This is a genomic window from Picosynechococcus sp. PCC 73109 (assembly GCF_001521855.1).
GTDB lineage: Bacteria > Cyanobacteriota > Cyanobacteriia > Cyanobacteriales > MRBY01 > MRBY01.
Genome location: NZ_CP013998.1, coordinates 259,478 through 284,461 on the forward strand (window position 1 = coordinate 259,478; position 24,984 = coordinate 284,461).

Consider the following 24,984-nt stretch of genomic DNA (forward strand, 5'->3'; position numbering starts at 1 on the left):
CATGAAAATTTGTCTTTCCCTAAATTGAGCCTTTCTAGAATCAAAAAGATTACCCCTTGAGCTTTTTTATTTAGCCACATTTATTTTTCTTTGTTCGGAAGATTTCGATAGCTTGATATGCCCCAAAGCCAATATGCCGCCGATGGTTTAGCCTATGTTCTCCTCGTTGGGACGGATCAAGAGTTTACACAACGGGCCACCCTAGATCTTGCCGATCTCGGCTATCAAACCATTACCGTTGAAACGGTAGAACAAGCCCAACAACGCCTCCAACAGTTACCAGCAGGCATGGTAATTGTGGACTATCCCCTCCTGGGACAACGGGGGATCGACTTTTGTCGCAGTCTCCGCAAAGCGCAATTTGTGCGGCCCATTTTATTTCTGGTGACCCAAGATCGCGTTGAGGAACGGGTGATCTGCCTGGAAGCGGGTGCCGATGATTATGTGCTGCAACCCTACCAACAGGAACGCTTTTTACGACTCCTCGAAATTTATCTCCAGCCCCAAACAGGCCAACGGGAGCAACTTTTTTTTGGGGATTTAATCTTAGATCTCAATACCCGGCAGGTGTGGCGATCGCCAGGCCAAAGTAGTGACTCACCCCGTCCCATTGAACTAACAGTCAAAGAATTTGAACTGTTGAAATATTTGATGTCCCATCCCCAACAGGTCTTAACACGGGAGCAAATCCTTGAAAATGTCTGGGGTAACGAATTTCAAGGGGAATCTAACGTAATTGAGGTCTATATTCGTTATTTACGCCTTAAAATTGAAGCAAAAGGCCAGAAACGCCTAATTCAAACTGTGCGGGGAGTCGGTTATGTCCTCAAAAAAGATCCCTAGGTTTTAAAATGCGTTCCAACTGCCACCCTTCGATCTCCACCATTTAACTAAGCACCATGTCTTTTACTTCCCGTCTTTGTCTGGCTCTCTGTGGCACCGTCTTGGTTGGGTGTGTCCCATTTCCGGTTGATGATTCTGGTCTTAATTCGCCTCCCAGTGAGACCCCGGTGAGCCAATCCGCCCCCAGACCCCAGGGGCAAATGCTCCCGATTACGGCGACGGCCAAGATCGTGGGATCGGAGCAACGGTTCGGGCTAGAGGTTGCAGAAACCGCCGAACAACAGCGGTTAGGGCTGATGTATCGAGAATTTTTACCGGATAATCGGGGGATGTTATTTGAGTTTAATCCCGCCCGCCCAGTCAGTTTTTGGATGAAAAATTGCTTGATCAATCTGGATATGATTTTTCTCCGGGAGGGAGTCGTGCAGGCGATCGCCCATGATGTACCCCCTTGTGAAAATGATCCTTGTCCTACCTATGGGCCGCCAACGACCGTCAATATTGATCAAGTGATTGAAATTCGGGGCGGTTTGGCGAAGGAAATTAACCTCCAAGCAGGCGATCGCATCGAGGTCACCAAGACCAACGAATAATGAAATCCCCATCGTCAAGTTGTGTGCATTGATCTGTTAAGAACTAGATGAACTACAGCCCCCGGATCCAAGATATTCCCGCTAGCGAACGACCGCGCGAGCGCCTGGTGGCAGTGGGGGCCAAATATTTATCCAATGCCGAATTAATTGCCATCTTGATCAGCACTGGCGATCGCCACCGCAACCTCTCTGCCGTTGGCCTCGCCCAATTTATTTTGCAAACCTGCAGCCAAGGTAAGCGGGATCCCTTTGATGTGTTGCGTCACACTACCCCCCAAGAATTGATCAGCATCCCCGGAGTGGGCCTTGCCAAAGCCGCCCAGATCCTCGCCGGGATTGAACTCGGTAAACGGATTTTCCAAGCGAAACCCAGCGAAAAAGTCATCGTTGATAGTCCCGAAGCAGCGGCGATCGCCCTCAGTAATGATCTCATGTGGCAAGACCAAGAACGCTTTGCCGTCCTCTGTCTCGATGTAAAAAACACGCTGATCGCCACGAGGGTTGTCACCATTGGTTTGGCCACCGAAACCCTAGCCCACCCCAGGGAAATTTTTCGCGAGGTCATTAAACATGGGGCCACTCGCTTGATCATTGCTCACAACCACCCTTCCGGCAACGTTGATCCCAGCCCCGAAGATTTACAGCTCACCGAACGCTTACTACAATCTGCTCAAATTCTCGGCATTCCGCTCCTTGATCACCTGATCCTTGGCCGTGATAACTTCGGCAGCCTACGCCAAAAAACGGATCTCTGGGACTGTTACCCCCAACCGGAATGAAAAATATTTTTTAATAAACTTTTCCAATAAAAATCGTTTCAACTCAAAACAATAATGTATAGAATCTGTCGACTTTATGGGTCTTTTGGTGACATTTATTTCCCTATTTTCTTTCATTGATCTTGGCCGCAACGATAAACTAAAAATCAGAAAAAGATGCCTTAAAGCGTTGATAAACCGAGCTGATCGCCGTTTTGAAAAAGGCAAAGCCACCCTAGTGAAGTCTTAAATCAACCTTAAACCGTCACGAATTCACAATAATTTGAAGAACTTTTCACAGATCCTTGATCGATATTTAAGAAACACGACAAATGATGACCAAATTCTGAGCAAGATCAGACCCACACGCTAACGTAAAAGAAAAGAAGACCTCACACGCTTAGAAAAACAACTCAACACTCAATATGACTAAACGAACCTTTGGCGTCATCGGCCTCGCGGTAATGGGCGAAAACTTAGCCCTCAACGTTGAACGTAATGGCTTCCCGATTGCCGTGTACAACCGCACCGCCAGCAAAACAGAAGAATTTATGGCGACCCGCGCCGTCGGCAAGGACATCAAAGCCGCCTATAGCCTCGAAGAATTTGTCCAACTCCTCGAACGTCCCCGCAAAATTTTGGTGATGGTTAAAGCCGGGGCTCCCGTTGACTATGTAATCAATGACCTCAAACCGCTGTTAGAAGAAGGCGACATGATCATCGATGGCGGTAATTCTCTCTATGAAGACACTGAACGTCGCACCAAGGATCTCGAAGCTACAGGTTTAGGTTTCGTTGGTATGGGAGTCAGTGGTGGCGAAGAAGGTGCCCTCAACGGCCCCAGTCTGATGCCCGGTGGGACAGAAGCCGCTTACAGGGAGCTCGAACCGATCCTGATAAAAGTTGCCGCCCAGGTGAATGATGGCCCCTGCGTTACCTTTATTGGGCCAGGCGGTGCGGGTCACTACGTCAAAATGGTGCACAACGGCATTGAGTACGGTGACATGCAGCTGATCGCCGAAGCCTACGATCTCTTAGCAAACGCCGCAAAGCTAAACCATACGGAACTCCATGAGGTCTTTACGGAATGGAATCAAACCGATGAGCTCAATTCTTTCTTAATTGAGATTACCGCTGATATTTTCAAAAAAATTGACCCCGAAACCAATCAGCCCCTGGTAGAACTGATCCTCGACAGTGCAGGACAAAAGGGTACCGGACGCTGGACAGTGGTGAGTTCCCTGGAGTTGGGTGTGCCAATTCCGACGATCTATGCTGCCGTGAATGCCCGCGTGATGTCAGCCTATAAAGATGAACGGAAAGCCGCATCGTTGGAATTACCGTCACCGGAGCGCGTTTATCGGGGTGATATTAAAACTTTTATTAACCAAGTACGGGATGCGTTGTATTGCTCGAAGATGTGTTCCTATGCCCAAGGGATGGCTCTGCTGGGTAAAGCTTCAGCGGAGTATGGCTACAACCTAGACCTCGGTGAAACGGCGCGGATCTGGAAGGGGGGCTGTATCATTCGGGCGGGCTTCCTCGACAAGATTAAGGCGGCCTATGTGGAAAATCCGAATTTACCGAATTTGTTACTGGCGCCGGAATTTAAACAGTCAATTATTGATCGCCAAACTGCGTGGCGGACAGTTATTTTGGCGGCAAATGAATTGGGGATTGCAGTACCAGCTTTTAGCGCCTCGTTAGATTATTTTGATAGCTATCGTCGGGCGCGTTTACCCCAAAATCTGACCCAAGCCCAGCGGGATTACTTCGGGGCCCACACCTACGAACGAACCGATAAATCCCGGGGTGAGTTTTTCCATACGGCCTGGGCAGAGTAAGTCTTGTATTGGGCCAACAGATTCAATGAGCGGCTATTCATTCAAATGATATAGATATTTTCCGCAAAACATTCTCCCTTCTATCGACTGCGGTGGAAGGGTTTTTGTTGTTTTAATGGAAAGAGTTTCAATGGACAGCACTCGACATGGTAGCGACGGCATCACAATTAATTTCCCAAGCTCAGGCCTTTGACTGGATTGAAAAAATTATTCGGGCGGCGGAATCGGACGGGGTAATGGTGGCGATCGCCGAACGGGAATCTACCCTGGGCCGATTTGGGGAGAACCAAATTCGACAAAATTTGCAGAAAAATCAGTTTGAAATAACAATTACAAGTTCTTTCGGTTCCCGTAGTGCCAGTGTCACCACCGTCGAACAAGACTGGGAGCAGATCCAGGTGGCGTTACGGCGGAGTGAAGATTTAGCGAGGCTTGCCCCAGGGGATCCTGAATGGGTACCGCTTTTAGCAAAACAAGTGTACGCAGCGCGGACAGCAAAATTTGATGCCGCAACGCTGCAGCGATCGCCTTTACAGCGGGGAGAATTAATTCAGCAGGTGTGCCAGTGGAGCGAGGCAGCCGGAGTAAACGGGTCAGGAATTTTAAGTACCAGTGCTAAGGTGTATGCCCTGGGGAATTCGGTGGGCTTACGGGCAGGCGATCGCCAAACCCAGGCAGAATTTAGTTACACGGCCAAAATTGGCAATGGCTCCAGTTGGCAGAGTCGCACAGCCTGGGGGATTGATGAGTTGCCCATCGAGCAAATGGTACTGACCACCATGGAGCGGGCAAAGCGATCACAAAATCCCCGTCGGGTTGAACCCGGTACTTACCCAGTGGTTCTGGGAGCCGGAGCAGTTGCTAATCTGATCCCCCGATTAGTTTGGTATATGTCGGCACGGGCTGCCGCCGAGGGACGCAGTTATTTTGCCAAACATCCCCTCGGTGAACAAATCTTTAGCCCATTGGTGAATCTATACCGTGATCCAACCCATCCCCTGTTACAAACCGGAGCTTTTGATAGTCAGGGTTTGCCCTGTAATCCATTGGCGATCGCCACTGAAGGGATTCCGAGAACCCTGAGCTATGACCGTTACTGGGCGCGGCAAACCGGCCAGGAACCCACCGGGAGCCTTTTTCCCCTGGTGATGACGGGCAGTGACCAGACTGTCGCTGATTTAATTTCCCAGACAGAACGGGGAATTTTTATCAATCGTGCTTGGTATGTGCAGGCGGTGAATCCCCAAACCCTCGAATTTACAGGTATGACCCGCGACGGCACTTTTTGGATCGAAAACGGGAAACTTGCTTACCCGATCTGTAATCTACGTTTTAATCAATCTTTGCCCGATTTACTCCGGGATGTGGAGGCGATCGCCACCCCAGAACGTCACGGCAGCACTGTGGTTCCGGCCCTCAAGGTGAAAAGCTTTCACTTCAGCAGCGTTACCGACAGTATTTAGATTAAATACTTCAAAACTATTTTCAGATGGGCAGAGGGGGACTTGAACCCCCATGACCGAAGTCGCCACATTTTGAGTGTGGTGCGTCTACCAATTTCGCCATCCGCCCTTGGATGAACCTTCGTGATTATAAACTGAATCTCTGTTTTGAAGCAAGAGGGAATATTCCTGGGAACTCGCCCACCGCCAGATTTCCTGGGCGCGCACCACCGGCAGGGGATGGGTGAGTTGGGTGGTTTGAGTTTCCTGCAACAGTTGACCCAACTGATTTTGACTCAAATGTTCGTAGGTTTTGGCCTGTTCCATGAAAGCATCCAGGTTCAACAACGGGGCCAAACTCGGCGAGCCTCCCGCTAATTTCATCAGCACCGACATCATAATTTTCGGATCCTGACTCACCAAAAAAGCGGCGCGATCACAACTCAGTTCCGCACAACGTAACCAGGCCAACATCTGATTTTGCAAAGACTGGGAAAGTAAGCTTCCCCACACCGGGAGGACATTGGTGGCCAGCATTAACAGATTCGCGAGGGTTAGATAGACGCCGTGCTCGCACTTGAGGTGCCCCAGTTCATGGGCCATGACAGCCTGGAGTTCTGCTTCTGTGAGGATTTCGACCAGAGCCGTGTGGATCACCATAAAGGGTTTTTGGCCCCGCATAGCAAAGGTATAGGCATTGGGCACGGGATTCTGCTGGATGTAGAGATCCGGCGGTGTCAGATCCAGCACCTGGGCGGCTTCCTGGAGGAGGTGATGGAGGTGGGGCAGTTGGCGATCGCCCACCAAAATGCTCGACGCGAGATTATTGAACTGAAAAACCTGCTCTGCCGTTGACCCCAACAAAGAGCGTACCAACAGATCCAAACCAGGCAGGCGGCGGAGAGCGGCGGTGGCTTCTTGATCTAGGGGGTGGCGAAATTGATCTGCGGTTAGGCCGGTAAAATAATGCTTCACGCCAATAATCACCTCTACTGTTGTTTACTCAGACAGCCAGTTTTTTACTTTGATCAACTCTTTCCAGTCTGGTTTTCGCTTGAGGCCATCGTCAATATTTTCAAAAATATCTTGGCGCACTTCTTCGCTGAAATCCATCACCTTTTGCACCAGTTCGATATGTTTGCGCACCCCTTTACCGCCAGTACCGAGGAGCGCTAAGGCTAGATTGATGTGGGCTTGGGGGTTGCGGTGGTCAATTTTGACACTGCGTTGGGCCGCAGGAAGGGCAAGGTCTGCTTTCCCCCGGAGTAAATGTAACCAAGCCACACAACTCCAGGCGGCGGCATTTTTGGGATCTAGCCGACAGATTTCAATAAACTCTGGCAGCAGGGCATCCGGAGATTCTCCGGCATCGTAACGCTTAAAACCAGCTTCAAACCGTTGTTCGATGGTTAATTCGGTCATAGTTGTCATTCGGGCTCATAAAAAACAGGCACCTTGCCGACCGCATGAGGGGCAAAGACGCGATTTTCTATTAAACCCCAAAAGATTTCCCACAACCACAGGTTTGGTTGGCATTGGGGTTGGTGAACTGGAACCCACCGCCAATCATTGCATTGCTGTAATCCAGGACGAGGCCATAGAGATAAAGCATACTTTTGCGATCGCAGATGATCTTAAAACCGCCTTCGTAGTCAAATACTTCATCATGTTCGCTGACATTGTCGGGGCGATCAAAGTCCATCATGTAGGACATTCCCGAACATCCCCCCTGGCGCACACCCACCCGTAACCAGAGGTCTTGGCCCTGTTGTTCGCGGAGCATCAGGACGTGCTTGAGGGCGGTTTCAGTGAGTTGGATGCCGGGGGCAGTAGTTGTTTGTGTCATGGCTGCTCGATGATTTCCACACAATCTATGGGCTGAACATGACCCTATTTTAACTGTTCTCTGGAAGCTCAGGCAGGGCAGCCGGGGCGATCGCCTGGGGAGAGCGGGGTAATTTTTCCACTTCCGGTAATGTTTCTAAGAGGAGGCGCGGCGCTTGTATTCCCCCCGAAAGTCGTTTTAGAAGCTGGGGCCGGGGGTCATGGAGGAGGTAAATAAGTTCGTCTTCGGCCTTAAGATCCTCTAGCGATCGCACGATCATGAGGCTGGCTTGGCGGCGGATGAGCAGGGGCAAAAATTTACCGGCATCAATGAGGGTTTGGAAGGGTAAAGTCTGGTTTTTATCCCTGGGGCCAATGGTTGTTTTTCCCAATTTGACCTGTTGATCAAGGATATATTGATTCCAAACTTTGACGGAAAAGCCGCCCCCAAAGACCTGACTGATCTTGCCCTTGTTGGCGATCGCATTGTCCGGATCCCCCTGTTCAAAAAACGCCGCTACCCTCGGCGGATGAAACTCCTCCATGATCCGCTGGGCCAACACTAAATTGACTTCCCCGTTGGTGGTGAGGGCGACAAAGGCTCCCATGGAGCTAATGCCAATTTCCTCTAGCACATCTCCATCTAGGGCACTGCTTTGGTACACTTCCAACTGCTCTGTGCGGGCCGCTTCACAGGCCTTGGGGTCTGTATCGATGATCACCACCGACTCCCCCTGCTGCTGAAACAGTTGGGCCAATAGCCGACTGAGGGGACTAGAACCAACGATCACCGCCCCCCGCGCCTCAATGGAAGTAATTTTTAACTGCCGCGCAATCCATTTGGCCGACAAGCCTTGGATAAATACCGTCATCAAAATTGTCAAAAAAACCAAAGCTTTGATAGAAGCACCACCGTTAAACCCTTTTTCCGTCAAAATAATCGCAAATAGAGAGGCGACCGAGGCCGAGACGATGCCCCGTGGCGCAACCCAAGCAACAAAAAATTTCTGCTTCCAATCTAGATCGCTATTGGCCGTACAAAGGGCAACGCTAATGGGGCGTACCACAAACATCAGCACCGCCACCGTAAAGAAACTGCCCCAACCCAGGGCAAAGATACTGGCAATGGACAAATCCGCCGCCAATAAAATAAACAAAACGGACACACAAAGAACCGTGAGCTGACTCTTAAACCGCCGTAGTAGCCGCTCTTCTGGGATGGAAAAGGCCCGGAGAACAATCCCCGCCACCACCGCTGTCATTAAGCCCGATTCTCCTCGCACCGACTGGGCAAAACCAAAGAGGCCCCAGATTCCCGCCAGCACCAACAAATTTTTTAAATCTTCAGACAGGAAGTTTGCCAGGCGCAAAAATTGACCCATTAGCCAGCCACCAGCGGCCCCAATAACGGCCCCGATCCCCAAACGGAGGGCCAAACCACTGGCCACTTCCCCCAGGCCCGCATCCACGTTCAAAATCGTATCGAGCACCACCACCGCCAGAATGGCCCCCACTGGGTCGATCAGTACACCCTCCCCCTCCAGGAGGGTTGCCACCTTACGGTCAACGGCCACTTGTTTCAGGAGCGGCCCCACCACCGTCGGCCCTGTCACCACCACCAAAGAGGCATACAAAAAGGCGATCGCCCAGGGAAACTCAGCGAGGTAATGGGCCGCAAGACCTCCCCCCACCAAAGTGATTAAAGTACCGATGGTGACGAGGTTACGGAGGCTCCCGGAAACTTCATTTAATTCTTTGAGTTTGAGATTTAACCCTCCCTCAAACAGGATGACGGCCACCGCTAGGGCGACCAAGACTTCCAGGCCGACGCCAAATTCACTCGGATGCAAGATCCCAAAGCCATCTCCTCCCAGGGCAATGCCAAAAATCAGGAGGAGCACAATGCTCGGAATCTTTAAAAACTCACCACACACCTGGGCACTAATGCCCGCAAAGACGGTGATGATAATTTGCAACGTAAGATCAAAAGAATCTGTCATGCGGACGTTCTAGCTTGCCCCGGAGGGATCTGCAGCAATGCCATAAAATTAATCAAAGTATAGCTTCTCCCCTAATTTGTCCCTAGGGCGATCGCCTTTCCCCGTGGTGACTGCTCCGGATTTATCGCCGCAAACGAAAAAGCTGACTTTGCACTTTATACCGCTGGCCAGATTCATAAATTAAAGAAAGTTTACGGATTATGTCATAATTTTTCATAATTACTTCCTTGGTTTGCTAGTCAAATACCCTCTGAACGATGAGCGATCGCCCCATAGAAAAAACCCTCGCCGAAAAGGCTCCCGCCAGTTACGAATGCCCCAGCTGCGGTTACATTTACACCCCTGCAAAGGGAGAAAGCCGTACCAACACGCCACCGGGCACCGCCTTTGAAGATCTGCCCCTCATTTGGAACTGTCCTGTTTGTAGCGTTGATCGCGCCCAATTTCGCAATATTGGTGCAGCGGATGCCCCCTCAGGTTTTGAAGAAAATCTGAAATATGGTTTTGGTGTGAATAACCTCAGTTCCAACCAAAAAAACCTACTCATTTTTGGGGCCATGGGCTTGGCAATCCTTTTCTTCCTGAGCCTTTATGGTCTGGACTAAAGACCCCCATAGCAAAGCCTTGTCTTAATTCCAAATTTTTACTTTTATTGCTTTTATATTGCGCTATGACTTCAGTTTTAGGTCTATTAAAACCCTTAAAAAAAGCCATTGCGGCGATCGCCGTTTTGGTATTGTGCATCGGCTGTGTCCAGGCACCAACCATTAGCGAAAATCCCTGGCAAGAAATCGACTTAAATACCGATTCGACCTTTGCCAATATTGCCTTTACCGACGACCTCCAACATGGCTGGCTTGTCGGTACCAAAGAAACCCTCTTTGAAACTACCGACGGCGGCAAAACCTGGGCCGAGCGAGTTATCGATCTCGGTGACGAAAAAGAAAGTTTTACCGGTGTTAGCTTCTCTGGCCAAGAAGGCTGGATTACCGGACGGCCTTCGATCCTGCTCCACACCGACGATGGTGGTGAGCACTGGAGTCGCATCGCCCTCAGCAGTCAATTGCCCGGTGCCCCCTACAACATCACCGCCCTAGGGCCAAACACCGCCGAAATGGTCACCGATCTTGGGGCTATTTACAAAACCACCGACGGCGGCAAAAACTGGAAAGCCCTTGTCGAAGGTGCCGTTGGCGTTGCCCGTACCATTGAACGTTCTGCCGATGGTAAGTATGTGGCCGTTTCTGCCCGGGGTAATTTTTATTCCACTTGGTCGCCTGGGGACACAGAATGGACGCCCCATAACCGGAATTCTTCCCGTCGCCTCCAGAGCATGGGCTTTAATGGCGAAGATAAACTCTGGTTGTTAGCCCGTGGGGGAGTTGTGCAATTTAGCGACGATACAAATCCAGACAATGCAGAAGCCTGGAGCGAACCGGTGACACCGCAGTATCGCAACAGTGTTGGTTTGTTGCACATTGGCTATCGTACCCCCGCAGAACTATGGGCCGTCGGTGGTAGTGGCAGTGTTGTTGTGAGTAAAGATGGTGGCGACACTTGGTTCCGGGACGCTGCCCTAGAAGAGATCCCGACAAACTTTTACCGAGTCGTTTTCTTAAATGAGAATAAAGGCTTCATCCTTGGGCAACAGGGGGTGATTTTACGGTACGATACATCCACGGAAGCGGCCTAAGGGCAACCCATTCTATTGTGGGAGTGTCTGTTAATTCCGTATGATATAGGCTAATTTGTTTAATAAGTTTTTTTTCATTAACAATTGAGAGGAGAATAGTCGCATGGCAGGTTCTACCGGAGAACGCCCGTTTTCTGACATTGTGACCAGTATTCGCTACTGGGTTATTCACAGCATCACCATTCCGATGTTATTTATTGCTGGCTGGCTCTTTGTGAGCACTGGCTTGGCTTACGATACTTTCGGGACACCCCGTCCTGACCAATACTTTACTGAAACTCGTCAAGAGATTCCCATTGTGACTGATCGTTACAAAGCGATTGATCAGATCAATGAGTTTAACAATTAAGTAACGCGCGTTTTTCTTTGCTGTATTCACTAAAAGGTTTTGTATTATGACAAGCGGTTCTAACCAACCTGTTTCTTATCCGATTTTTACCGTCCGTTGGTTGGCGGTGCACACCCTGGCTGTACCCTCGGTTTTCTTCCTAGGGGCGATCGCCGCTATGCAGTTTATTCAACGTTAGGAGCTTCCGATGGAAAGAAATCAAAATCCCAACAGACAGCCTGTGGAACTAAACCGGACTTCTTTGTATCTGGGTTTACTCCTGATTGCTGTGCTCGGTATTCTATTTTCCAGCTACTTCTTTAACTAAGCTGGCAGCCCTTTAATTTCAGCCCTTTAATTTATTTTTTTCGGAGGTTGTTCTCATGTCTGAAGGCGGAAAAATCCCACTTTGGATCGTTGCAGTTGTCGCTGGTATGGGCGTCATTGCGGTTGTCGGTATCTTTTTCTACGGTGCATATGCAGGGGTAGGCTCTGCGGTTTAGATGCACCATTTGCTCTAATTAATTGTTGAGACACCACCTACTCTAATCGAGGGGTGGTTTTGTTTTGGGAACTTCTAAGATGAAGGCAGGTCTGGGCAAGGCTGGGGATAGTCATTAAATGTGGATAGATATGCAAAAGCAGTTGCGAAATCTGAAGGTATGGGGCATTGCTGGCCTCCTGTGTTTGGGCTGGGGAACCAGTGAAAAGGCGATCGCCGCCGAAACCCTCCGGCTAAAATTAGGGCCACTTCAACAAACTTTACAATTGCGGGATTTAGAAACCTTTGCCGAAACGGGTCAGGTTCCCCAAAGCCTCCGACCCTACGGGGTGTTTTTGGATGGTAATTTGCAGAAATTTCTCCAGCGACACTTAGAAATTGAACCAGAGATGGCGGATCAATTTTTTGATCAGTTGTGGCGATCGCCCACCGGAAAACAAATCCTGGCGCAAATTCAAACGGCTCTACCGGGGACTTCTGTCCAGGATCTCCAGGCAACGGTGAATCTGGTGTTGGGTCAGGGAGTAGAAATCAGCGCCCTGAATTTGTTGCAGGCTTACCCCAAGCAGGAACTGACCATTGATCTCACGGCGGTGACCAGCCTTTTGTTGCAACTCAATTTACCGAATATTCAGAATCAATTGCTTGCCCCCAGGGTAACTGACGCCCTCGAAAGTACGGAACCGCAGATTTTCCAACGTGCAAACCTGAACCCCACAGCCCCCGGCTCCCAAACAGTGCGGCGTCAAAGCTTAATTCTGCAAGATGAAAGGCGCGATCGCACTATTCCCATTGATATTTTTGATAGCCCCCAATCCCAGTCTCAGTTGGTGGTTTTGTCCCATGGATTTGCGGCAAATCGTCATTTTCTTGATTATCTGGCGGTGCATCTGGCCTCCCATGGCTACACCGTCGTCACCCTTGATCATCCGGGCAGTAATATTCAGTCACTGTTCAATCCGGGCTTAAATCTCGATACTTTGCTCCCGGCGACGGAATTTGTCGATCGGCCCAAGGATATTCAGTTTGTGCTGGATCAACTGGAGCGCCTCAACCAGGATCAGACCCTCACGACCCGCTTTGCCACGGACAATGTGACGGTGATTGGTCATTCTTTCGGGGGCTATACAGCCTTGGCGATCGCCGGAGGAGTTGTCGATCCCATTGCCATCCGCGCCCACTGCCAGCGGGCAACCCCCTTAACCAGAGCACCGGGGGACTGGCTCCAATGTGCGGCGGCAAAACTCCCCTATGACCAGTTGAATTTGCGGGATGAGCGGGTCAAACAGGCGATCGCCCTTAATCCCCTCAGCGATCAAATTTTTGGGGAGCAGGGTTTAGAAAAAATTAAAATTCCGACCTTGATCGTTGCCAGCACAAAAGACACTGTAACCCCAAGCTTGGCCCACCAGTTAAAGCCTTTTCAACAGTTGGGCGGCGAAAAGTATCTCGTCGTCGCCGACGGCGCAACCCACATGAGCGTCACCGATGTCAGCAATCGCGACAGTGCCTTAGCCCAAAGTACCCTGGTGCCAGAGGTAATGGGCAACGCAGCAGAACCAGTCCGACAAATGGTGCGGGGGGTAAGCTTGAGCTTTTTGGCACGCCACCAAACTAGGGGGCAAAACTACCAACAGTTTCTCACGGGAGCCTATGTGCAATCCCTATCCCAGGGGGCGATCAAGCTGCGCCTCACGGAAACGATTTCTCCAGAATTAGAACGATTTCTCAGTCGCTTACCCCAGGCGCCCAATTCTGCCGCAGCAACGACCCCGACCCAACAAGCTGCTTTTTTGAACATGGGGCGATCGCCAAACCCAACCCCCAACCGCACCTATCCCCAGGGCGTTCTCACGGAAAGTCTCAAGCCATTGATGACGAACTTGGAAGCCGAAACCTTTCTCGCAATGAAACCAGACAATTTTGATGTCTTGTATCAAAAACCCGGAAGAATTTCGGAGAAACGGTAAGATGAAAAAGTTCAATTTTCAGGCCACTTAAATAACAATGTCTCAGGCACCTCTGTTATCGAAATTTGGGACGCAAATGTCGCGTTTAACCGGCGTGCGGGCGATCATGAAAGACATCATCGATACCCTAAAAGCAGGGGCAGGCCAAGATTTTATTAACCTCAGTGCGGGCAATCCGGTGATTATCCCGGAAGTGGAACGGCTCTGGCGCGATTGCACCAATGATCTCCTCAATAGTCCGGAATATGGGGAAGTGGTTTGTCGCTATGGATCGTCCCAGGGTTATGAACCCCTGATTGAGGCGATCGCCACCGATTTTAACCAACGCTATGGTCTGAACTTAACGGGCGAAAATATTCTCATCACCCCCGGTTCCCAGTCCCTCTATTTCCTCGCGGCCAATGCCTTTGGTGGATATGATAATGTCGGCCAACTGAAATCGATCATCCTTCCCCTCAGCCCCGACTACACTGGCTATGGGGGCGTCAGTTTATACCCAGAGGCCATCCGCGCTTTTAAACCAAGCCTCGACATTGACCAGGCGAACCACCGCTTTAAATATCGCCCCGATTTTAGTCAGCTTAATATTGATGAAAATACCGGCTGTGTAATTTTCTCGCGCCCCTGTAATCCCACGGGAAATGTCCTCAGCGACGAAGAAGCCGAAAAGATTGCTGATCTGGCTGCCGTCCATGATGTGCCAGTATTTATTGATTCGGCCTATGCCCCTCCTTTCCCAGCTCTGAATTTCACGGAGATGAAACCCCTCTTTGGTGGCAACGTGATCCACTGCCTGAGCCTCTCTAAAGCGGGCTTGCCGGGAGAACGGGTAGGGATTGCCATTGGGGAACCGCGTTTTATCGGGGTTTTACAGGCTTTTCTTACCAATGCTTGCATTCATTCGTCGCGCTATGGTCAGGCGATCGCCGCCCGAGCGATCCAATCGGGAGCCTTAGCTCATATTGCCGAAACGGTGATCCGGCCCTACTACCAAAACAAAATCCAAATCCTCGAAGCTGCCTTAGATCGGGCGATGCCCAAAGATGTACCTTGGTATCTCCATCGAGGGGAAGGGGCGATTTTTGCTTGGTTGTGGTTTGATGAGTTGCCGATGACCGACTGGGAACTCTACCAAGAATTAAAAGCCGTGGGCGTGATTGCCGTGCCCGGCAGTCCCTTTTTCCCTGGTCTCCGGGAAGACTGGCCCCACAAGCAGCAATGTCTCCGCATTAGCTTGACAGCTACCGATAGTGAAATTGAAACCGCAATGGCCCGCCTCAGTGATGTGGTAAAGAACGTCTATCGTTCCTCGGTGAAATGAGCTACGACAACATTCTCAAGTTTTTATTGGAAACAGATCCCCATCCTTTTGTTCATTGGCTTCTGGGGGAATCAGCCCTTGAGAGTGTGAGCTTTCTTAATACGGAATTGAACCTTGAACCAATTCGGGCGGATGGGGTGTTTTTCTTGGAGACTGCTGGAAAAATTCTCCATCTTGAATTTCAAACGGTGGCTACTTCTAACCCACCAATGCCCCTGCGGATGTTGGACTATTGGGTGAGGCTTTATCGGCGCTATCGCCTTGAGATTGAGCAAGTCGTTATTTTTCTCAAGCCCACTACGATGCCCGAAGTGTTTCAGGATTATTTTCAACAACAACAGACCACTCATCGCTACCGGGTGATTCGGCTCTGGGAGCTAGAACCACAGCTCTTTTTTGAGTTGCCGAGTTTGTTGCCTTTGGCGGTTCTTGCCAAAACCCAGGCTCCCGAACAACTGTTGCAGCAAGTCAGTCAGCAATTGGATAGGATTGAAGACAGGACAGAACAATTAAATCTCAAGGCTGCAACGCAAATTTTAGCTGGGATTAAGTTTACAGATGCGATGATCGAGCAATTTTTCCAGGAGGAACTTATGCAGGAATCGGTGATCTATCAAAAAATTTTCAATCGGGGTATCGCCCAAGGGGTAGAGCAAGGCTTACAGCAGGGACTTCAACAAGGTTTACAACAGGGATTACAGCAGGGGATTGAGGAGGGAGAATTCACACTACTTACAAAACTTTTATCCCGCCGTCTTGGTTTGTTAGATGCTGCTGTACTCAAACGTTTGCGCCAGTTGTCTCGGTTGCAGTTGGAGGCTCTGGGGGAAGCGTTATTGGATATGCAGTCCCGTGCTGATTTAGATCAATGGTTAGCGACCTATGGCAACGAAACCTAAGCAGTTAGCTTCCTGGAAAAATCTCGAAATTTTTGTCCTTTAATCACTCGCGTGAAAATAGCGGAAAACTTCCTCGGCGAGACGCGGCCCAATCCCTTTAACCTCCGCGATTTGTTCGGGCTTGGCTTCCCGGAGATAGTCGAGGGAGTGGAAATGGGCGAGGAGTTGTTTTTTGCGGTGGTGGCCTAAACCAGGGATGTCATCCAATTGCGATCGCCTGCTGGACTTGAGACGCTGTTGGCGATGGAAACTGACCGCAAAACGGTGGGCTTCATCCCGCACCCGACGGAGGAGTTGAATGCCAGGCTGTTCCTTTTCACTTTTAAGGGGATTGGATTCGTAGGGCAGATAAACCTGCTCTTGTTTCTTGGCAAGGCTAATCACGTTTAACTTATCGGCTAGATTCAGTTCCTCCAAAACTCCCATGACTGCGGATAATTGGCCTTTGCCGCCGTCAATCATGATCAAATCGGGGCAGTCTTTTTCCAAGCCTTTTTTAAAGCGCCGCCGCATAATTTCCGCCATGCTGGCAAAGTCATCGGAGCGGCCAATGTGAATCTCAGGATTTTTAATTTTGTAGTGGCGATAGTCCTGTTTCGCAGGAATGCCGTCGATAAAAACCACCTGGGAGGCCACCGCATTCGACCCCTGAATGTGGGAAATGTCATAGCCTTCGATGCGTTTGGGCAGCTCTGGTAAATCCAAAAGGCTGGCTAAATCTTCGAGGGCCGCTAAATTCTTGGTGGCAGTGCGTTGGGTGCGACTCAGTTCATATTGGGCGTTGCGTTCCACCATCGCGATCAAATCCGCTTTCAGTTGCCGTTGGGGTTGGAGAATTTGTACCTTGCTACCCCGGCGATCACCTAAAAATTGCCCTAACCATTCCTGATCCCGGAGGGGATATTGCACCAAAATTTCCGCTGGAATTTCCACCCCATCCACATTGGCATAGTGGGCTTCTAAAACGTGCTGGAGGATTTTGCCATATTCCACCGTTAAATCTGGCCCCAAATTTTCCGGCAGGGGCGTAAAAAAGCCTAATCTTCCCACCAGTCGCCCCGCCCGCACTTGAAAAAGTTGAATCGCACAATGACGCTCATCGGCAGCCAAGGCGATCGCATCCCGGGACACCCGATCATCCGGTAAGCTCACCTTTTGATCGGCATTGAGCGCACCAATTGCTTTGATTTGATCGCGGATTTGGGCCGCCTTCTCAAACTGCAAATTTTCGGCGGCTTGGGCCATCTGGGTCGTTAAGGTTTCAATTAGTTCACCACTGCGCCCCTGGAAGACCATCGCCACCTTTTGCACCGTCTGCCGATATTCCTGGGGAGAAACCAACTGCTGACAAACCCCCGGACAGCGACCAATATCGTAGTTCAAACAGGGTCGATGTTTAAACAGCGGTTGTCGCCGTTGCCGCAGCGGAAAAATCCGTTTCATTAAGCCCAGAGTATGCCGCAGTAACCTTGTGTCCACATAGGGGCCATAGTAGCGATCGCCTTTACTGCCGATATGGCGTTTGCGGGTAATAAAAAAACGCGGATAATCCTCCGACCAGGTGATACACACATAGGGATATTTCTTGTCATCCTTGAGCAGCACATTGTAATAGGGTTGATGCTGCTTAATCAGGTTTGCTTCTAGGGCCAAAGCTTCCGCTTCCGTATCCGTGACAATGAATTCAATGTCCGCCACCTGCTGCACCATCATTTCAATGCGGGGCGAATGCAAACGGGCATCACGAAAATAAGACCGCACCCGATTCCGCAGGGTTTTGGATTTGCCAATGTAGAGAATATCTCCCTGGCGACTGTGCATAAAATAAACCCCAGGCTCCGTTGGAATTTCCCGGAGACGTTGTTGTAATCGCTCTGGATCTTGCAATAAAGGCACTGAATTCAAGGTAGCCATGGCCAAGACAAGACATTGTTGAAGGGAGTTTAGAAATTGTAAGCAATTTTCTATCAAGACAGCCCCGACACAAAAAAACGAGGCCTCCCTGGGAAGGTCTCGCCGTTAATTGTTTCCCAGTGAAATGGGCCGTTTACAGACTCGTGTTGGAGTTGATGGTTACGGTGCCATCGGGGGTAACAGTCACAACGCTTTCAATGGTGTAGTCAACGGAGCCGGGTCTACGCCCCTCGAAGGTGAACGTGTAGCTCCCATCGGCATTTAGTACATAGGGAGACTCATTGGGATTGCCGTGCATTGCCGGTTCAGCCCGGTAGTTATTCAAACCGCCATTTTCTTGTTCAGCAGCTTGACGGGCGAGGTTCTTCGCCTGATTGAGATCAACAATAGTCGCGCCGGAATCTACGGTACTGTCACTGGTACGCACGTCGCCATTGTAAAGAATCTGGGTACTCCCATCCGTCAGCACCTTGACCTCTGTTTCGTAGGTGTAATCAAGGGATTCGGGACGGCGGCCTTGGAAGGTAAAAGTATAGCTGCCGTCACCATTGCTAACGTAGGGAGATTGCTCTGCTAGACCATGCATGGAGGGTTCAGCGCGATATTGACTCAGACCACCATTCTCCCGTTCAGCAGCTTGGCGGGCGAGGTTCTTCGCCTGGTTGAGGTCGAGGCTCGCCGCAGCGATATTGGTGCTGTTGAAATTATCAGAGCGAATTGGCCCGTTGTAATCAATGGTTGCGGTGCCATCGTCAGCGACAGTGACGACGGTTTCGTAGACATAATCCGTGGATGCCGGTTGCCGTCCCCGGAAGGTGAAAGTATAGCTGCCATCGCCATTGTCCACATAGGGGGACGCCAAGGGATCACCATGCATGGAAGGTTCGGCCCGATATTGACTCAGGCCACCATTGGCATCCTCTGCGGCTTGGCGGGCAAGATTTTTCGCTTGGTTAAGGCCAAAGGCAAGGGTAAGATTTCCTTGGGCCAGGAGGGTCTGGGCTTGGTTGGGGGAGGGAGCAAGCAGGATGCCACCATTACTGAACAAACCAAGTAGCAGCATCGATCGTAAAGCAGTGATTTTCATAGTCAATAACCGAAAACTCCAAAGGGTGATCGCCTCGCCTTTCATGCTACCTAAAGAAGCGATCGCCGGGAAAAAAGTTTCCGTCAAGGGGGAAGCAAGGGGGATAATGGAAGAGTTTTCTTGCTTTCGGGAAAAAATGAGCCGATCTTTACCCCTCTCAGCCCATTATCACCAACGCACCAAATACGATCCTCAAACCCTTTCCAAGCGGGGCAAATCCCTAGACTGGTCCCAGCAGCCGAGTCCCTTCAAAGGCTACAAAATTGGCACCAGTTACGATCTCAAGCCCTATTTAGAACTTGACCGCAATGAGCCCCAATGGGAAAACCTGTCCTATCTACTATTGTTGAGCTACGGGCTGACCGCCAAGATCCCGACTTTTGGAGGAGATTTTGTTTACCTCAGAACGGCCCCTTCGGCGGGGGGTCTGTATCCGGCGGAACTGTATCTCATCTCCCGGGGCACTGACTTGCTCCCGGCGGGCCTTTACCACTACCAGCCCCAAACCCATACCCTATTGCGCTTTTGGGATAACCACTGTTGGGTCGATCTCCAAGAAGCTTGCTTTCGCCATCCGGCCCTCGAAAAGACCCAACTCGCGCTAGTAACGACAGCAATTTTTTATCGCTCGGCTTGGCGCTATGAAGCCCGGGCTTACCGTCGCATTTTTCTAGATACGGGCCATTTGCTAGGCAATGTGAACCTGGCGGCCACAGCCCATGGATTTCGCCCCCATCTCATCGGTGGGTTTAGCGATCGCCTGATGAATCAACTCCTCTATCTCGACGGCGAAACAGAGGCTGTGACCAGTATTATGGCCCTCAATCCACAACCCCAAGCAACCAGTCACGGCAAAACCGCCTTACCCTCCCCGGTGGCCTTCAATTACCCTGATTTGGCAGAGGACGAGCTACTTAAAGCGCTCCATGAAGCTTCGATGATTCAGGCCAAGGCTTCGGTGCCCCCCCACCAACCGAATCTGTTGGAAGATAAATATAATTTTCCATTTTGCTTAAAGGTTTCCCTCGCAAATACTGATGCCGAAAATCGTTATCATCAGCGCATTGACTGGGGCGAAGACCAGGAGGATTTAGAAGAAACCCTGTTAAAACGGCGATCGACCCGGGCTTACACCGGGGAAGATCTCACCCTCGAAGAATTGCAACTAATACTCCACTTTACCTATCATCCTGAGGACTATGGAGAACAGGGTCTACTAGGCGATCCGGACTATTTTGACTTGAGTTTGATCGAGACCTTTGTGGCGGTTTCTGGGGTCGAGGGTTTAGAGGCGGGTTGCTATTACTATGCGCCTAAGGCCCAGGCACTGCGGCAAATACGCTTTAAAAATTTTCGCGAAGAGTTGCATTACCTTTGTTTAGGTCAAGATTTGGGTCGAGACGCGGCGGCCTTGGTCTTTCACACGGCAGATCTAGGGGCAGCAGTCAGTCGCTATGGCGATCGCGCCTATCGATACTTACACATGGATGCAGGCCAATTGGGACAACGTTTAAACCTTGCCGCGATCCAGCTTGACTTGGGGGTCAGTGGCATTGGAGGCTTCTTCGATGATCAAGTCAATGAGGTTCTCGGTATTCCCGATGATGAGGCGGTGCTCTATGTCACGACCCTCGGTATACCAGAGCAAGGCTAAATTACAGCATTAAGATTGGGAAAAAAGGCGATCGCCTATGTTGAAAATTAACAACCTCACAAAAGCCTATGGCCAACGCCCGGTGCTCCAGGGCCTCGATTTGTGGATCGACACCGGGGAAATTTATGGCCTCCTGGGGCCGAACGGAGCCGGAAAAACCACAACCATTAATATCCTGTGTAATTTACTCCAGGCCGACGGTGGTGCCATTGAAATCGCCGCTTCTCCCCTTTCTGAAGCCACGAAAAAGATCATCGGTGTCGCCCCCCAGGAAAATTTGCTCTACAAAACCCTGACCTGTGCGGAAAATCTCCGGTTTTATGGTCGCATCTATGGGCTATCGAAATTGGATTGTCAGGCGCAGATCGGCGCTTGTTTGGAGGCAGTGGGACTTGGCGATCGCCACGGTGCCCCCGTAGAAACCCTTAGTGGCGGGATGCAACGGCGGATGAACATTGCCATTGCCCTGATGCACCGACCCCAATTGCTGATTTTAGATGAGCCGACCACGGGCCTAGATATCGAAACCCGCTATGAAATTTGGCAACTAATCCAGCGGCTCCGGGATGAAGGCATGACAATTTTGCTGACAACCCATCTTTTAGATGAAGCCCAGCGACTCTGCCAGCGCATTGGCATTCTGAAAGGGGGACAAATTATCGCCGAGGGGACGCTTCCGGAACTACGCCAACGGATTCCCGCCAAGGAAGTTGTCCTGCTGCAAACGACGGACAGAGAAGGGGCGATCGCCAAGGGCACCGCCGCCGGCTTTACCCAACGCGACTATGGTGGTGATCTCGCCTTTTGGCTACCAGAAGCCCTAGAACTTTCAGACATTCTCGATATTTTTCAGGGCATTCCCATCGATTCCATTGCCCGCCAAGGCATTCAGCTCGAACATATCTATGTCGAAATCACCCAAAACCACCAGCAAGCCGTCCCCGAAGCCCAAATGAGCTAGGGCGAGCCAAAACTTTTTCCCCCAAAGCTTGACAAGCCTAAAATAGTTAGGGCAATATATTATCCGTGCCTAAGGGGGTATAGCTCAGTTGGTAGAGCGCTTGCATGGCATGCAAGAAGTCACCGGTTCGAGTCCGGTTATCTCCATCGAAAAAACTATCTTCAGAAAATCCAAGACCTCTGGTGCCCAATCGCCCAGGGGTCTTTTGTCGTGGTGCATTGTGCCCAACTGTCGCAGTAAAAAATCAGGTTTTGGCGATCGCCCCACAAGGGATAAGGGTGCGGATGTCTCTACCCAGGGTCGGTAAATGTTCATGCTAAGATCTCAATCAGTACGTTCTACGAACAACTCTCACTTCAGAATCTTCCTGAGATAGGAAATCTCTGAAGCATCCTGCAAACTCCAACGAGGAAAACACCACCATGGGATACGAACTACCTGCATTACCCTACGATTACACTGCCCTCGAACCCCACATCTCGAAGAGCACCTTAGAATTTCACCATGATAAGCACCATGCGAGCTATGTCTCCAAGTACAACGATGCCGTAGCTGGCACCGACATGGATAGCAAAAGTATCGAAGACGTAATCAAAGCCGTAGCTGCAGATCCCGCCAAAGCAGGTTTGTTTAATAACGCTGCCCAAGCGTGGAACCACAGCTTCTACTGGAACTGCATGAAGCCCGGTGGCGGTGGTCAACCCACTGGTGCCCTCGCCGACAAAATCAACGCCGACTTCGGTAGTTTCGATAAATTCGTTGAGGCTTTCAAAACCGCTGGTGGCACCCAGTTTGGTAGTGGTTGGGCTTGGCTCGTCCTCGACAATGGCACCCTCAAGGTCACTAAAACTGGCAATGCTGGCAACCCTATGACCGAAGGCCAAACTCCCCTCCTCACCATGGACGTTTGGGAACACGCCTACTACCTCGACTACCAAAACCGTCGCCCCGACTACATCAACACCTTCCTCACCAGTCTTGTGAACTGGGATTTCGTGGCGGCTAACCTCGCAGCGGCCTAACGTCTTGTTTGAATCCTAAGATTCATTTGGTTTTTCAAAATATCTAACTTAACTGACAAGGGATTTACCATGGGTAGGTCTCTTTTTTTTGGTGATGGGGAAATTAATTAGAAGAAGGATCGCAAAAATACAAACGATAGCGATATCCGGTCACTTTTTGCCCTGCTTCTGGTTGCAACGGACAGATGGATTCTGGGGGCGCAAAATGGGTATTAAACATCAAGATCTGGGTTGGTGTCGTGAGCTGAGTCGCAGTTTCAGCAAGGACTTTGGCGGCTGCATCCTGTTTGAAAAAGTTATCGAGAATTAAAAACTGAGGTTGCAGGCTGGGATCGAGATGATGCAAAGCCCAAGCTAAACCCATCTGGGTGCGAACAACGCCTAATTCATAGTAGTGGGTGGTGAAAATCGGAGGAATATTCCTGTCTAAATTTTGTTGGAGGGCTTGGGCGATCGCCTGATTATTTTCGGGCTTCCGGTAGGCAAGATCGACATTGACACACAAACTACTCAAACCCATTAAACCCACAATCATTAGGGCACTGAGACGACAATTTTGGGGCCAGAATAACTTAGAACAGGCGATATTTTTTCCCATCTGCGCCAGGAAAAATCCCAATAGAATCGTTAACGCTGGGAAATAAATGAAATGGTAGCGGGGAGCTAGGGTAATATCCAACTTCAGCACATAGGTAATGCCAAGAATTGTGACCAGATTCGCAAGAATAATACCTGTGAAAATTTTGACTTCTAATTGTGCCCAGCCTTGTTGGAATGCCGCCGTCAGATTAGGAATAAACCAAAGCAAAATCAGCAAAAGGGCGATCGCTGCGGCCACCACTAACCAAGTTTGATCTGCTTCGATGGGTAGCATAAAAATCATCCCCAAAGCCCACCCCAAGGAACGGAGCGGTGGCAGCAGATTTCCCAACCCCCAACCGTAGTCTTGATTGAGCCAGGAAGTCAGTTCGTCATTATTTTGGCTTTGCCAGTGGTTGAGCAGCAGAAAAACGACAATTGCCGAGGCGATCGCCCCACAAAAAATCCGTTGCCAATAGCCTGGGAAAAAGATTTTTGCAAGAGATTTTTGGGGCCAATTTTTTCTTAAATCCTGACCATAACAAAAGAGTAAAACCAGCCCTTCTGCAAAGAGCGATAACACCATGAAATAATGACTGGCTACCCCTAAAGTATTAACAATTAGCCACCCTAATAACACTTGAAACGGAATTTTGTGCGACCGTTGTTGGGCCTGGATTATTTTGGCTAGACAACCGTAGGAAAGGGTCATCCAAATCATGGCCAGGGTATAGTGACGGGCCTCCTGGGAAAGATAAACGGCGTAGGGGGACAGGGCCATGGCGATCGCCCCACCGTGGGCCGCCCATTTATTTTTAAAAACCCAAGTACTCACCCCGAACACCACCAGAATGAGTAAAACCCCAAAAAAAGCAGCCGGCGATCGCCCCACAAAAATACTGATTAATTCCCCGTCTGTACTCCACAAATCGAGCCAGAGGTGGGTCAGCCAGTAGTATAAAGGCGGATGGTTACTCTCACTGAGGAGCATCTCGCTGACTGTCGCAAGATTCGTGCCAGTTTCATAGCGGAGTGGTGCCAGGAGAAGATCTGCCGCAATCAACTGGTCTAAGGGAATCTCCCGGAAACCGTGGCCCAAGCTGAATACTAAAGTGGCCCACTCATCTCCCCACACAGACTTAAGGGTGAGGTTCCAGAAGCGCAATAACGTTCCTAACCCCACCCAAATGCCGAGTAGATAAAAATCTTTCTGAGAAAATATTCGGGAGCTTGCCATGGTGCCTTTCGCCGATCAGTCTTGAAAGGACAATAGCAGATTACTCTTTATTGTTGTTCGGGCAATTCAAAGTCTTCGTAGCTACCACCAACGCTGATATCGGTATTAAACAATTCTGCATCGGTTAAGGTTAAATCTTCCATCACAGCCCCAAAAACATGGGTGTCATACATCCGTGCTGCGGTGAAATTTACCCGGTTAATTCGCGCATAGTTTAAGACCGCGTTAGTCAGAAAAACATCGGTAAAGTCGGCCCCATAAAGGTTCGCGCCCGTTAAGTCGGCTCCTTCGAGGTTGGCCCCTTCGAGGTTGGCATAACTGAGATTCGCATCCCGCAGATCGGCCCCAATTAAGTGCGCTTCCCTGAGATCCGCGCCAATGAGGTTACAGCCTTGGCAGGCACCCGTTTCCAACAGACGTTTGACGTGGTCTGGGTTTTCGCCCCTAGCTGGCTTGGCGATCGCCAAGAGCATTGTGAGGGTTGCGAGGGCTAATAATAGGCGTTTCATATTT

25 protein-coding genes and 2 tRNA genes are annotated in these 24,984 nt (G+C 50.2%); 18 read left to right on the plus strand and 9 right to left on the minus strand.

Translation table 11 applies throughout. The features are described 5' to 3' along the window. Positions 1–117: 117 nt before the first annotated feature. From nblR to AWQ23_RS01290, 5 genes are all read left to right on the plus strand, one after another. Positions 118–843: a response regulator transcription factor NblR gene (nblR, locus tag AWQ23_RS01270; RefSeq protein ID WP_012305855.1), complete on the plus strand. Its 726-nt coding sequence runs from the start codon at positions 118–120 to the stop codon at positions 841–843. A 56-nt stretch (positions 844–899) separates the two neighbouring features. After that, positions 900–1,436, plus strand: coding sequence for a DUF192 domain-containing protein (locus AWQ23_RS01275; RefSeq protein ID WP_062431860.1), 537 nt, complete (start codon positions 900–902; stop codon positions 1,434–1,436). A gap of 47 nt (positions 1,437–1,483) precedes the next feature. Next, entirely contained in the window at positions 1,484–2,215 is a 732-nt protein-coding gene (gene radC / locus AWQ23_RS01280) for a DNA repair protein RadC (RefSeq protein ID WP_062431863.1), read from the plus strand. A 404-nt stretch (positions 2,216–2,619) separates the two neighbouring features. Continuing rightward, positions 2,620–4,038: a decarboxylating NADP(+)-dependent phosphogluconate dehydrogenase gene (gene gnd / locus AWQ23_RS01285; protein ID WP_062431865.1), complete on the plus strand. Its 1,419-nt coding sequence runs from the start codon at positions 2,620–2,622 to the stop codon at positions 4,036–4,038. A 146-nt stretch (positions 4,039–4,184) separates the two neighbouring features. Then, positions 4,185–5,501: a TldD/PmbA family protein gene (locus AWQ23_RS01290; RefSeq protein WP_062431867.1), complete on the plus strand. Its 1,317-nt coding sequence runs from the start codon at positions 4,185–4,187 to the stop codon at positions 5,499–5,501. A gap of 27 nt (positions 5,502–5,528) precedes the next feature. Here AWQ23_RS01290 and AWQ23_RS01295 read toward each other — a convergent pair. From AWQ23_RS01295 to AWQ23_RS01315, 5 genes are all read right to left on the minus strand, one after another. After that, positions 5,529–5,610, minus strand: a tRNA-Leu gene (locus AWQ23_RS01295). Continuing rightward, complete coding sequence (locus AWQ23_RS15645; RefSeq protein WP_071884941.1) at positions 5,589–6,464, minus strand: M48 family metallopeptidase; 876 nt, start codon at positions 6,462–6,464, stop codon at positions 5,589–5,591. The genes AWQ23_RS01295 and AWQ23_RS15645 overlap by 22 nt, the downstream gene beginning before the upstream one ends. 15 nt (positions 6,465–6,479) lie before the next feature. Beyond that, positions 6,480–6,911, minus strand: coding sequence for a hypothetical protein (locus AWQ23_RS01305; RefSeq protein ID WP_232308936.1), 432 nt, complete (start codon positions 6,909–6,911; stop codon positions 6,480–6,482). Between the two features lie 61 nt (positions 6,912–6,972). Then, positions 6,973–7,326 (minus strand): iron-sulfur cluster assembly accessory protein, encoded by a 354-nt coding sequence (locus AWQ23_RS01310; protein WP_030006037.1) that lies wholly within the window; start codon positions 7,324–7,326, stop codon positions 6,973–6,975. Between the two features lie 49 nt (positions 7,327–7,375). Then, positions 7,376–9,304, minus strand: coding sequence for a sodium:proton antiporter (locus AWQ23_RS01315; RefSeq protein WP_062431873.1), 1,929 nt, complete (start codon positions 9,302–9,304; stop codon positions 7,376–7,378). A gap of 257 nt (positions 9,305–9,561) precedes the next feature. On the opposite strand from AWQ23_RS01315, the gene AWQ23_RS01320 reads away from it, so the two are divergent. From AWQ23_RS01320 to AWQ23_RS01345, 9 genes are all read left to right on the plus strand, one after another. Then, positions 9,562–9,909, plus strand: coding sequence for a rubredoxin (locus tag AWQ23_RS01320; RefSeq protein WP_012305864.1), 348 nt, complete (start codon positions 9,562–9,564; stop codon positions 9,907–9,909). Positions 9,910–9,974: 65 nt separating this feature from the next. Next, entirely contained in the window at positions 9,975–10,997 is a 1,023-nt protein-coding gene (locus tag AWQ23_RS01325) for a photosynthesis system II assembly factor Ycf48 (RefSeq protein ID WP_012305865.1), read from the plus strand. Positions 10,998–11,100: 103 nt separating this feature from the next. Continuing rightward, on the plus strand, positions 11,101–11,346 hold the full coding sequence (psbE, locus tag AWQ23_RS01330) for a cytochrome b559 subunit alpha (protein WP_012305866.1): 246 nt from the start codon (positions 11,101–11,103) through the stop codon (positions 11,344–11,346). A 46-nt stretch (positions 11,347–11,392) separates the two neighbouring features. Next, positions 11,393–11,524: a cytochrome b559 subunit beta gene (gene psbF / locus AWQ23_RS15650; protein ID WP_071884891.1), complete on the plus strand. Its 132-nt coding sequence runs from the start codon at positions 11,393–11,395 to the stop codon at positions 11,522–11,524. 9 nt (positions 11,525–11,533) lie between these two features. Then, a complete protein-coding gene (locus AWQ23_RS15655; protein ID WP_012305868.1) occupies positions 11,534–11,653 on the plus strand; it encodes a photosystem II reaction center protein L in 120 nt (39 codons plus the stop codon). A gap of 55 nt (positions 11,654–11,708) precedes the next feature. Continuing rightward, positions 11,709–11,828, plus strand: a complete 120-nt coding sequence (locus AWQ23_RS15660) for a photosystem II reaction center protein J (protein WP_012305869.1) — start codon at positions 11,709–11,711, stop codon at positions 11,826–11,828. Positions 11,829–11,958: 130 nt separating this feature from the next. Beyond that, entirely contained in the window at positions 11,959–13,797 is a 1,839-nt protein-coding gene (locus AWQ23_RS01335; protein ID WP_232308937.1) for an alpha/beta hydrolase, read from the plus strand. A 37-nt stretch (positions 13,798–13,834) separates the two neighbouring features. Further along, positions 13,835–15,118 (plus strand): valine--pyruvate transaminase, encoded by a 1,284-nt coding sequence (locus tag AWQ23_RS01340; RefSeq protein ID WP_062431875.1) that lies wholly within the window; start codon positions 13,835–13,837, stop codon positions 15,116–15,118. Further along, entirely contained in the window at positions 15,115–16,017 is a 903-nt protein-coding gene (locus AWQ23_RS01345; protein WP_062431877.1) for an Rpn family recombination-promoting nuclease/putative transposase, read from the plus strand. Before AWQ23_RS01340 ends, AWQ23_RS01345 begins: the two co-directional genes overlap by 4 nt. A 39-nt stretch (positions 16,018–16,056) precedes the next feature. On the opposite strand, the gene uvrC is transcribed toward AWQ23_RS01345, so the two are convergent. Together uvrC and AWQ23_RS16285 are read right to left on the minus strand one after the other, a co-directional pair. After that, positions 16,057–17,931 carry an excinuclease ABC subunit UvrC gene (gene uvrC / locus AWQ23_RS01350; RefSeq protein WP_062431879.1) on the minus strand — a complete coding sequence of 625 codons (1,875 nt, stop codon included), beginning with the start codon at positions 17,929–17,931 and terminating at the stop codon, positions 16,057–16,059. Between the two features lie 133 nt (positions 17,932–18,064). After that, a complete protein-coding gene (locus AWQ23_RS16285) occupies positions 18,065–19,105 on the minus strand; it encodes a hypothetical protein (RefSeq protein WP_062431881.1) in 1,041 nt (346 codons plus the stop codon). A 49-nt stretch (positions 19,106–19,154) separates the two neighbouring features. Between AWQ23_RS16285 and AWQ23_RS01360 the strand changes: the two genes are divergently transcribed. The 4 genes from AWQ23_RS01360 (at position 19,155) to AWQ23_RS01375 (ending at position 22,655) form a co-directional block, all read left to right on the plus strand. Beyond that, entirely contained in the window at positions 19,155–20,672 is a 1,518-nt protein-coding gene (locus AWQ23_RS01360) for a SagB/ThcOx family dehydrogenase (RefSeq protein ID WP_062436438.1), read from the plus strand. A 37-nt stretch (positions 20,673–20,709) separates the two neighbouring features. After that, positions 20,710–21,633: an ABC transporter ATP-binding protein gene (locus AWQ23_RS01365; RefSeq protein WP_062431883.1), complete on the plus strand. Its 924-nt coding sequence runs from the start codon at positions 20,710–20,712 to the stop codon at positions 21,631–21,633. A 73-nt stretch (positions 21,634–21,706) separates the two neighbouring features. After that, positions 21,707–21,779: transfer RNA gene (locus AWQ23_RS01370), tRNA-Ala, on the plus strand. A gap of 276 nt (positions 21,780–22,055) precedes the next feature. Then, positions 22,056–22,655: a superoxide dismutase gene (locus tag AWQ23_RS01375; protein WP_030006045.1), complete on the plus strand. Its 600-nt coding sequence runs from the start codon at positions 22,056–22,058 to the stop codon at positions 22,653–22,655. Positions 22,656–22,758: 103 nt separating this feature from the next. Here the strand turns inward: AWQ23_RS01375 and AWQ23_RS01380 are convergent, their stop codons facing one another. Next, positions 22,759–24,471, minus strand: a complete 1,713-nt coding sequence (locus AWQ23_RS01380; protein WP_062431885.1) for a glycosyltransferase family 39 protein — start codon at positions 24,469–24,471, stop codon at positions 22,759–22,761. A 47-nt stretch (positions 24,472–24,518) separates the two neighbouring features. Next, entirely contained in the window at positions 24,519–24,980 is a 462-nt protein-coding gene (locus AWQ23_RS01385; RefSeq protein WP_062431887.1) for a pentapeptide repeat-containing protein, read from the minus strand. Positions 24,981–24,984: the final 4 nt, after the last annotated feature.

What these genes read in the sequence shown, in the direction of transcription:
- radC (WP_062431863.1), top strand. Translation starts at nt 1,484, where the DNA reads ATGAACTACAGCCCCCGGATCCAAGATATTCCCGCTAGCGAACGACCG.
- AWQ23_RS01375 (WP_030006045.1), top strand. Translation starts at nt 22,056, where the DNA reads ATGGGATACGAACTACCTGCATTACCCTACGATTACACTGCCCTCGAA.
- AWQ23_RS01360 (WP_062436438.1), top strand. Translation starts at nt 19,155, where the DNA reads ATGAGCCGATCTTTACCCCTCTCAGCCCATTATCACCAACGCACCAAA.
- psbE (WP_012305866.1), top strand. Translation starts at nt 11,101, where the DNA reads ATGGCAGGTTCTACCGGAGAACGCCCGTTTTCTGACATTGTGACCAGT.
- AWQ23_RS01290 (WP_062431867.1), top strand. Translation starts at nt 4,185, where the DNA reads ATGGTAGCGACGGCATCACAATTAATTTCCCAAGCTCAGGCCTTTGAC.
- psbF (WP_071884891.1), top strand. Translation starts at nt 11,393, where the DNA reads ATGACAAGCGGTTCTAACCAACCTGTTTCTTATCCGATTTTTACCGTC.
- AWQ23_RS01340 (WP_062431875.1), top strand. Translation starts at nt 13,835, where the DNA reads ATGTCTCAGGCACCTCTGTTATCGAAATTTGGGACGCAAATGTCGCGT.
- AWQ23_RS01365 (WP_062431883.1), top strand. Translation starts at nt 20,710, where the DNA reads ATGTTGAAAATTAACAACCTCACAAAAGCCTATGGCCAACGCCCGGTG.
- AWQ23_RS01305 (WP_232308936.1), bottom strand. Translation starts at nt 6,911, where the DNA reads ATGACAACTATGACCGAATTAACCATCGAACAACGGTTTGAAGCTGGT.
- AWQ23_RS01380 (WP_062431885.1), bottom strand. Translation starts at nt 24,471, where the DNA reads ATGGCAAGCTCCCGAATATTTTCTCAGAAAGATTTTTATCTACTCGGC.
- AWQ23_RS15660 (WP_012305869.1), top strand. Translation starts at nt 11,709, where the DNA reads ATGTCTGAAGGCGGAAAAATCCCACTTTGGATCGTTGCAGTTGTCGCT.
- AWQ23_RS01310 (WP_030006037.1), bottom strand. Translation starts at nt 7,326, where the DNA reads ATGACACAAACAACTACTGCCCCCGGCATCCAACTCACTGAAACCGCC.
- AWQ23_RS01320 (WP_012305864.1), top strand. Translation starts at nt 9,562, where the DNA reads ATGAGCGATCGCCCCATAGAAAAAACCCTCGCCGAAAAGGCTCCCGCC.
- AWQ23_RS01275 (WP_062431860.1), top strand. Translation starts at nt 900, where the DNA reads ATGTCTTTTACTTCCCGTCTTTGTCTGGCTCTCTGTGGCACCGTCTTG.
- gnd (WP_062431865.1), top strand. Translation starts at nt 2,620, where the DNA reads ATGACTAAACGAACCTTTGGCGTCATCGGCCTCGCGGTAATGGGCGAA.
- AWQ23_RS01385 (WP_062431887.1), bottom strand. Translation starts at nt 24,980, where the DNA reads ATGAAACGCCTATTATTAGCCCTCGCAACCCTCACAATGCTCTTGGCG.
- AWQ23_RS01335 (WP_232308937.1), top strand. Translation starts at nt 11,959, where the DNA reads ATGCAAAAGCAGTTGCGAAATCTGAAGGTATGGGGCATTGCTGGCCTC.
- AWQ23_RS01315 (WP_062431873.1), bottom strand. Translation starts at nt 9,304, where the DNA reads ATGACAGATTCTTTTGATCTTACGTTGCAAATTATCATCACCGTCTTT.
- uvrC (WP_062431879.1), bottom strand. Translation starts at nt 17,931, where the DNA reads ATGGCTACCTTGAATTCAGTGCCTTTATTGCAAGATCCAGAGCGATTA.
- nblR (WP_012305855.1), top strand. Translation starts at nt 118, where the DNA reads ATGCCCCAAAGCCAATATGCCGCCGATGGTTTAGCCTATGTTCTCCTC.
- AWQ23_RS01325 (WP_012305865.1), top strand. Translation starts at nt 9,975, where the DNA reads ATGACTTCAGTTTTAGGTCTATTAAAACCCTTAAAAAAAGCCATTGCG.
- AWQ23_RS01345 (WP_062431877.1), top strand. Translation starts at nt 15,115, where the DNA reads ATGAGCTACGACAACATTCTCAAGTTTTTATTGGAAACAGATCCCCAT.
- AWQ23_RS15655 (WP_012305868.1), top strand. Translation starts at nt 11,534, where the DNA reads ATGGAAAGAAATCAAAATCCCAACAGACAGCCTGTGGAACTAAACCGG.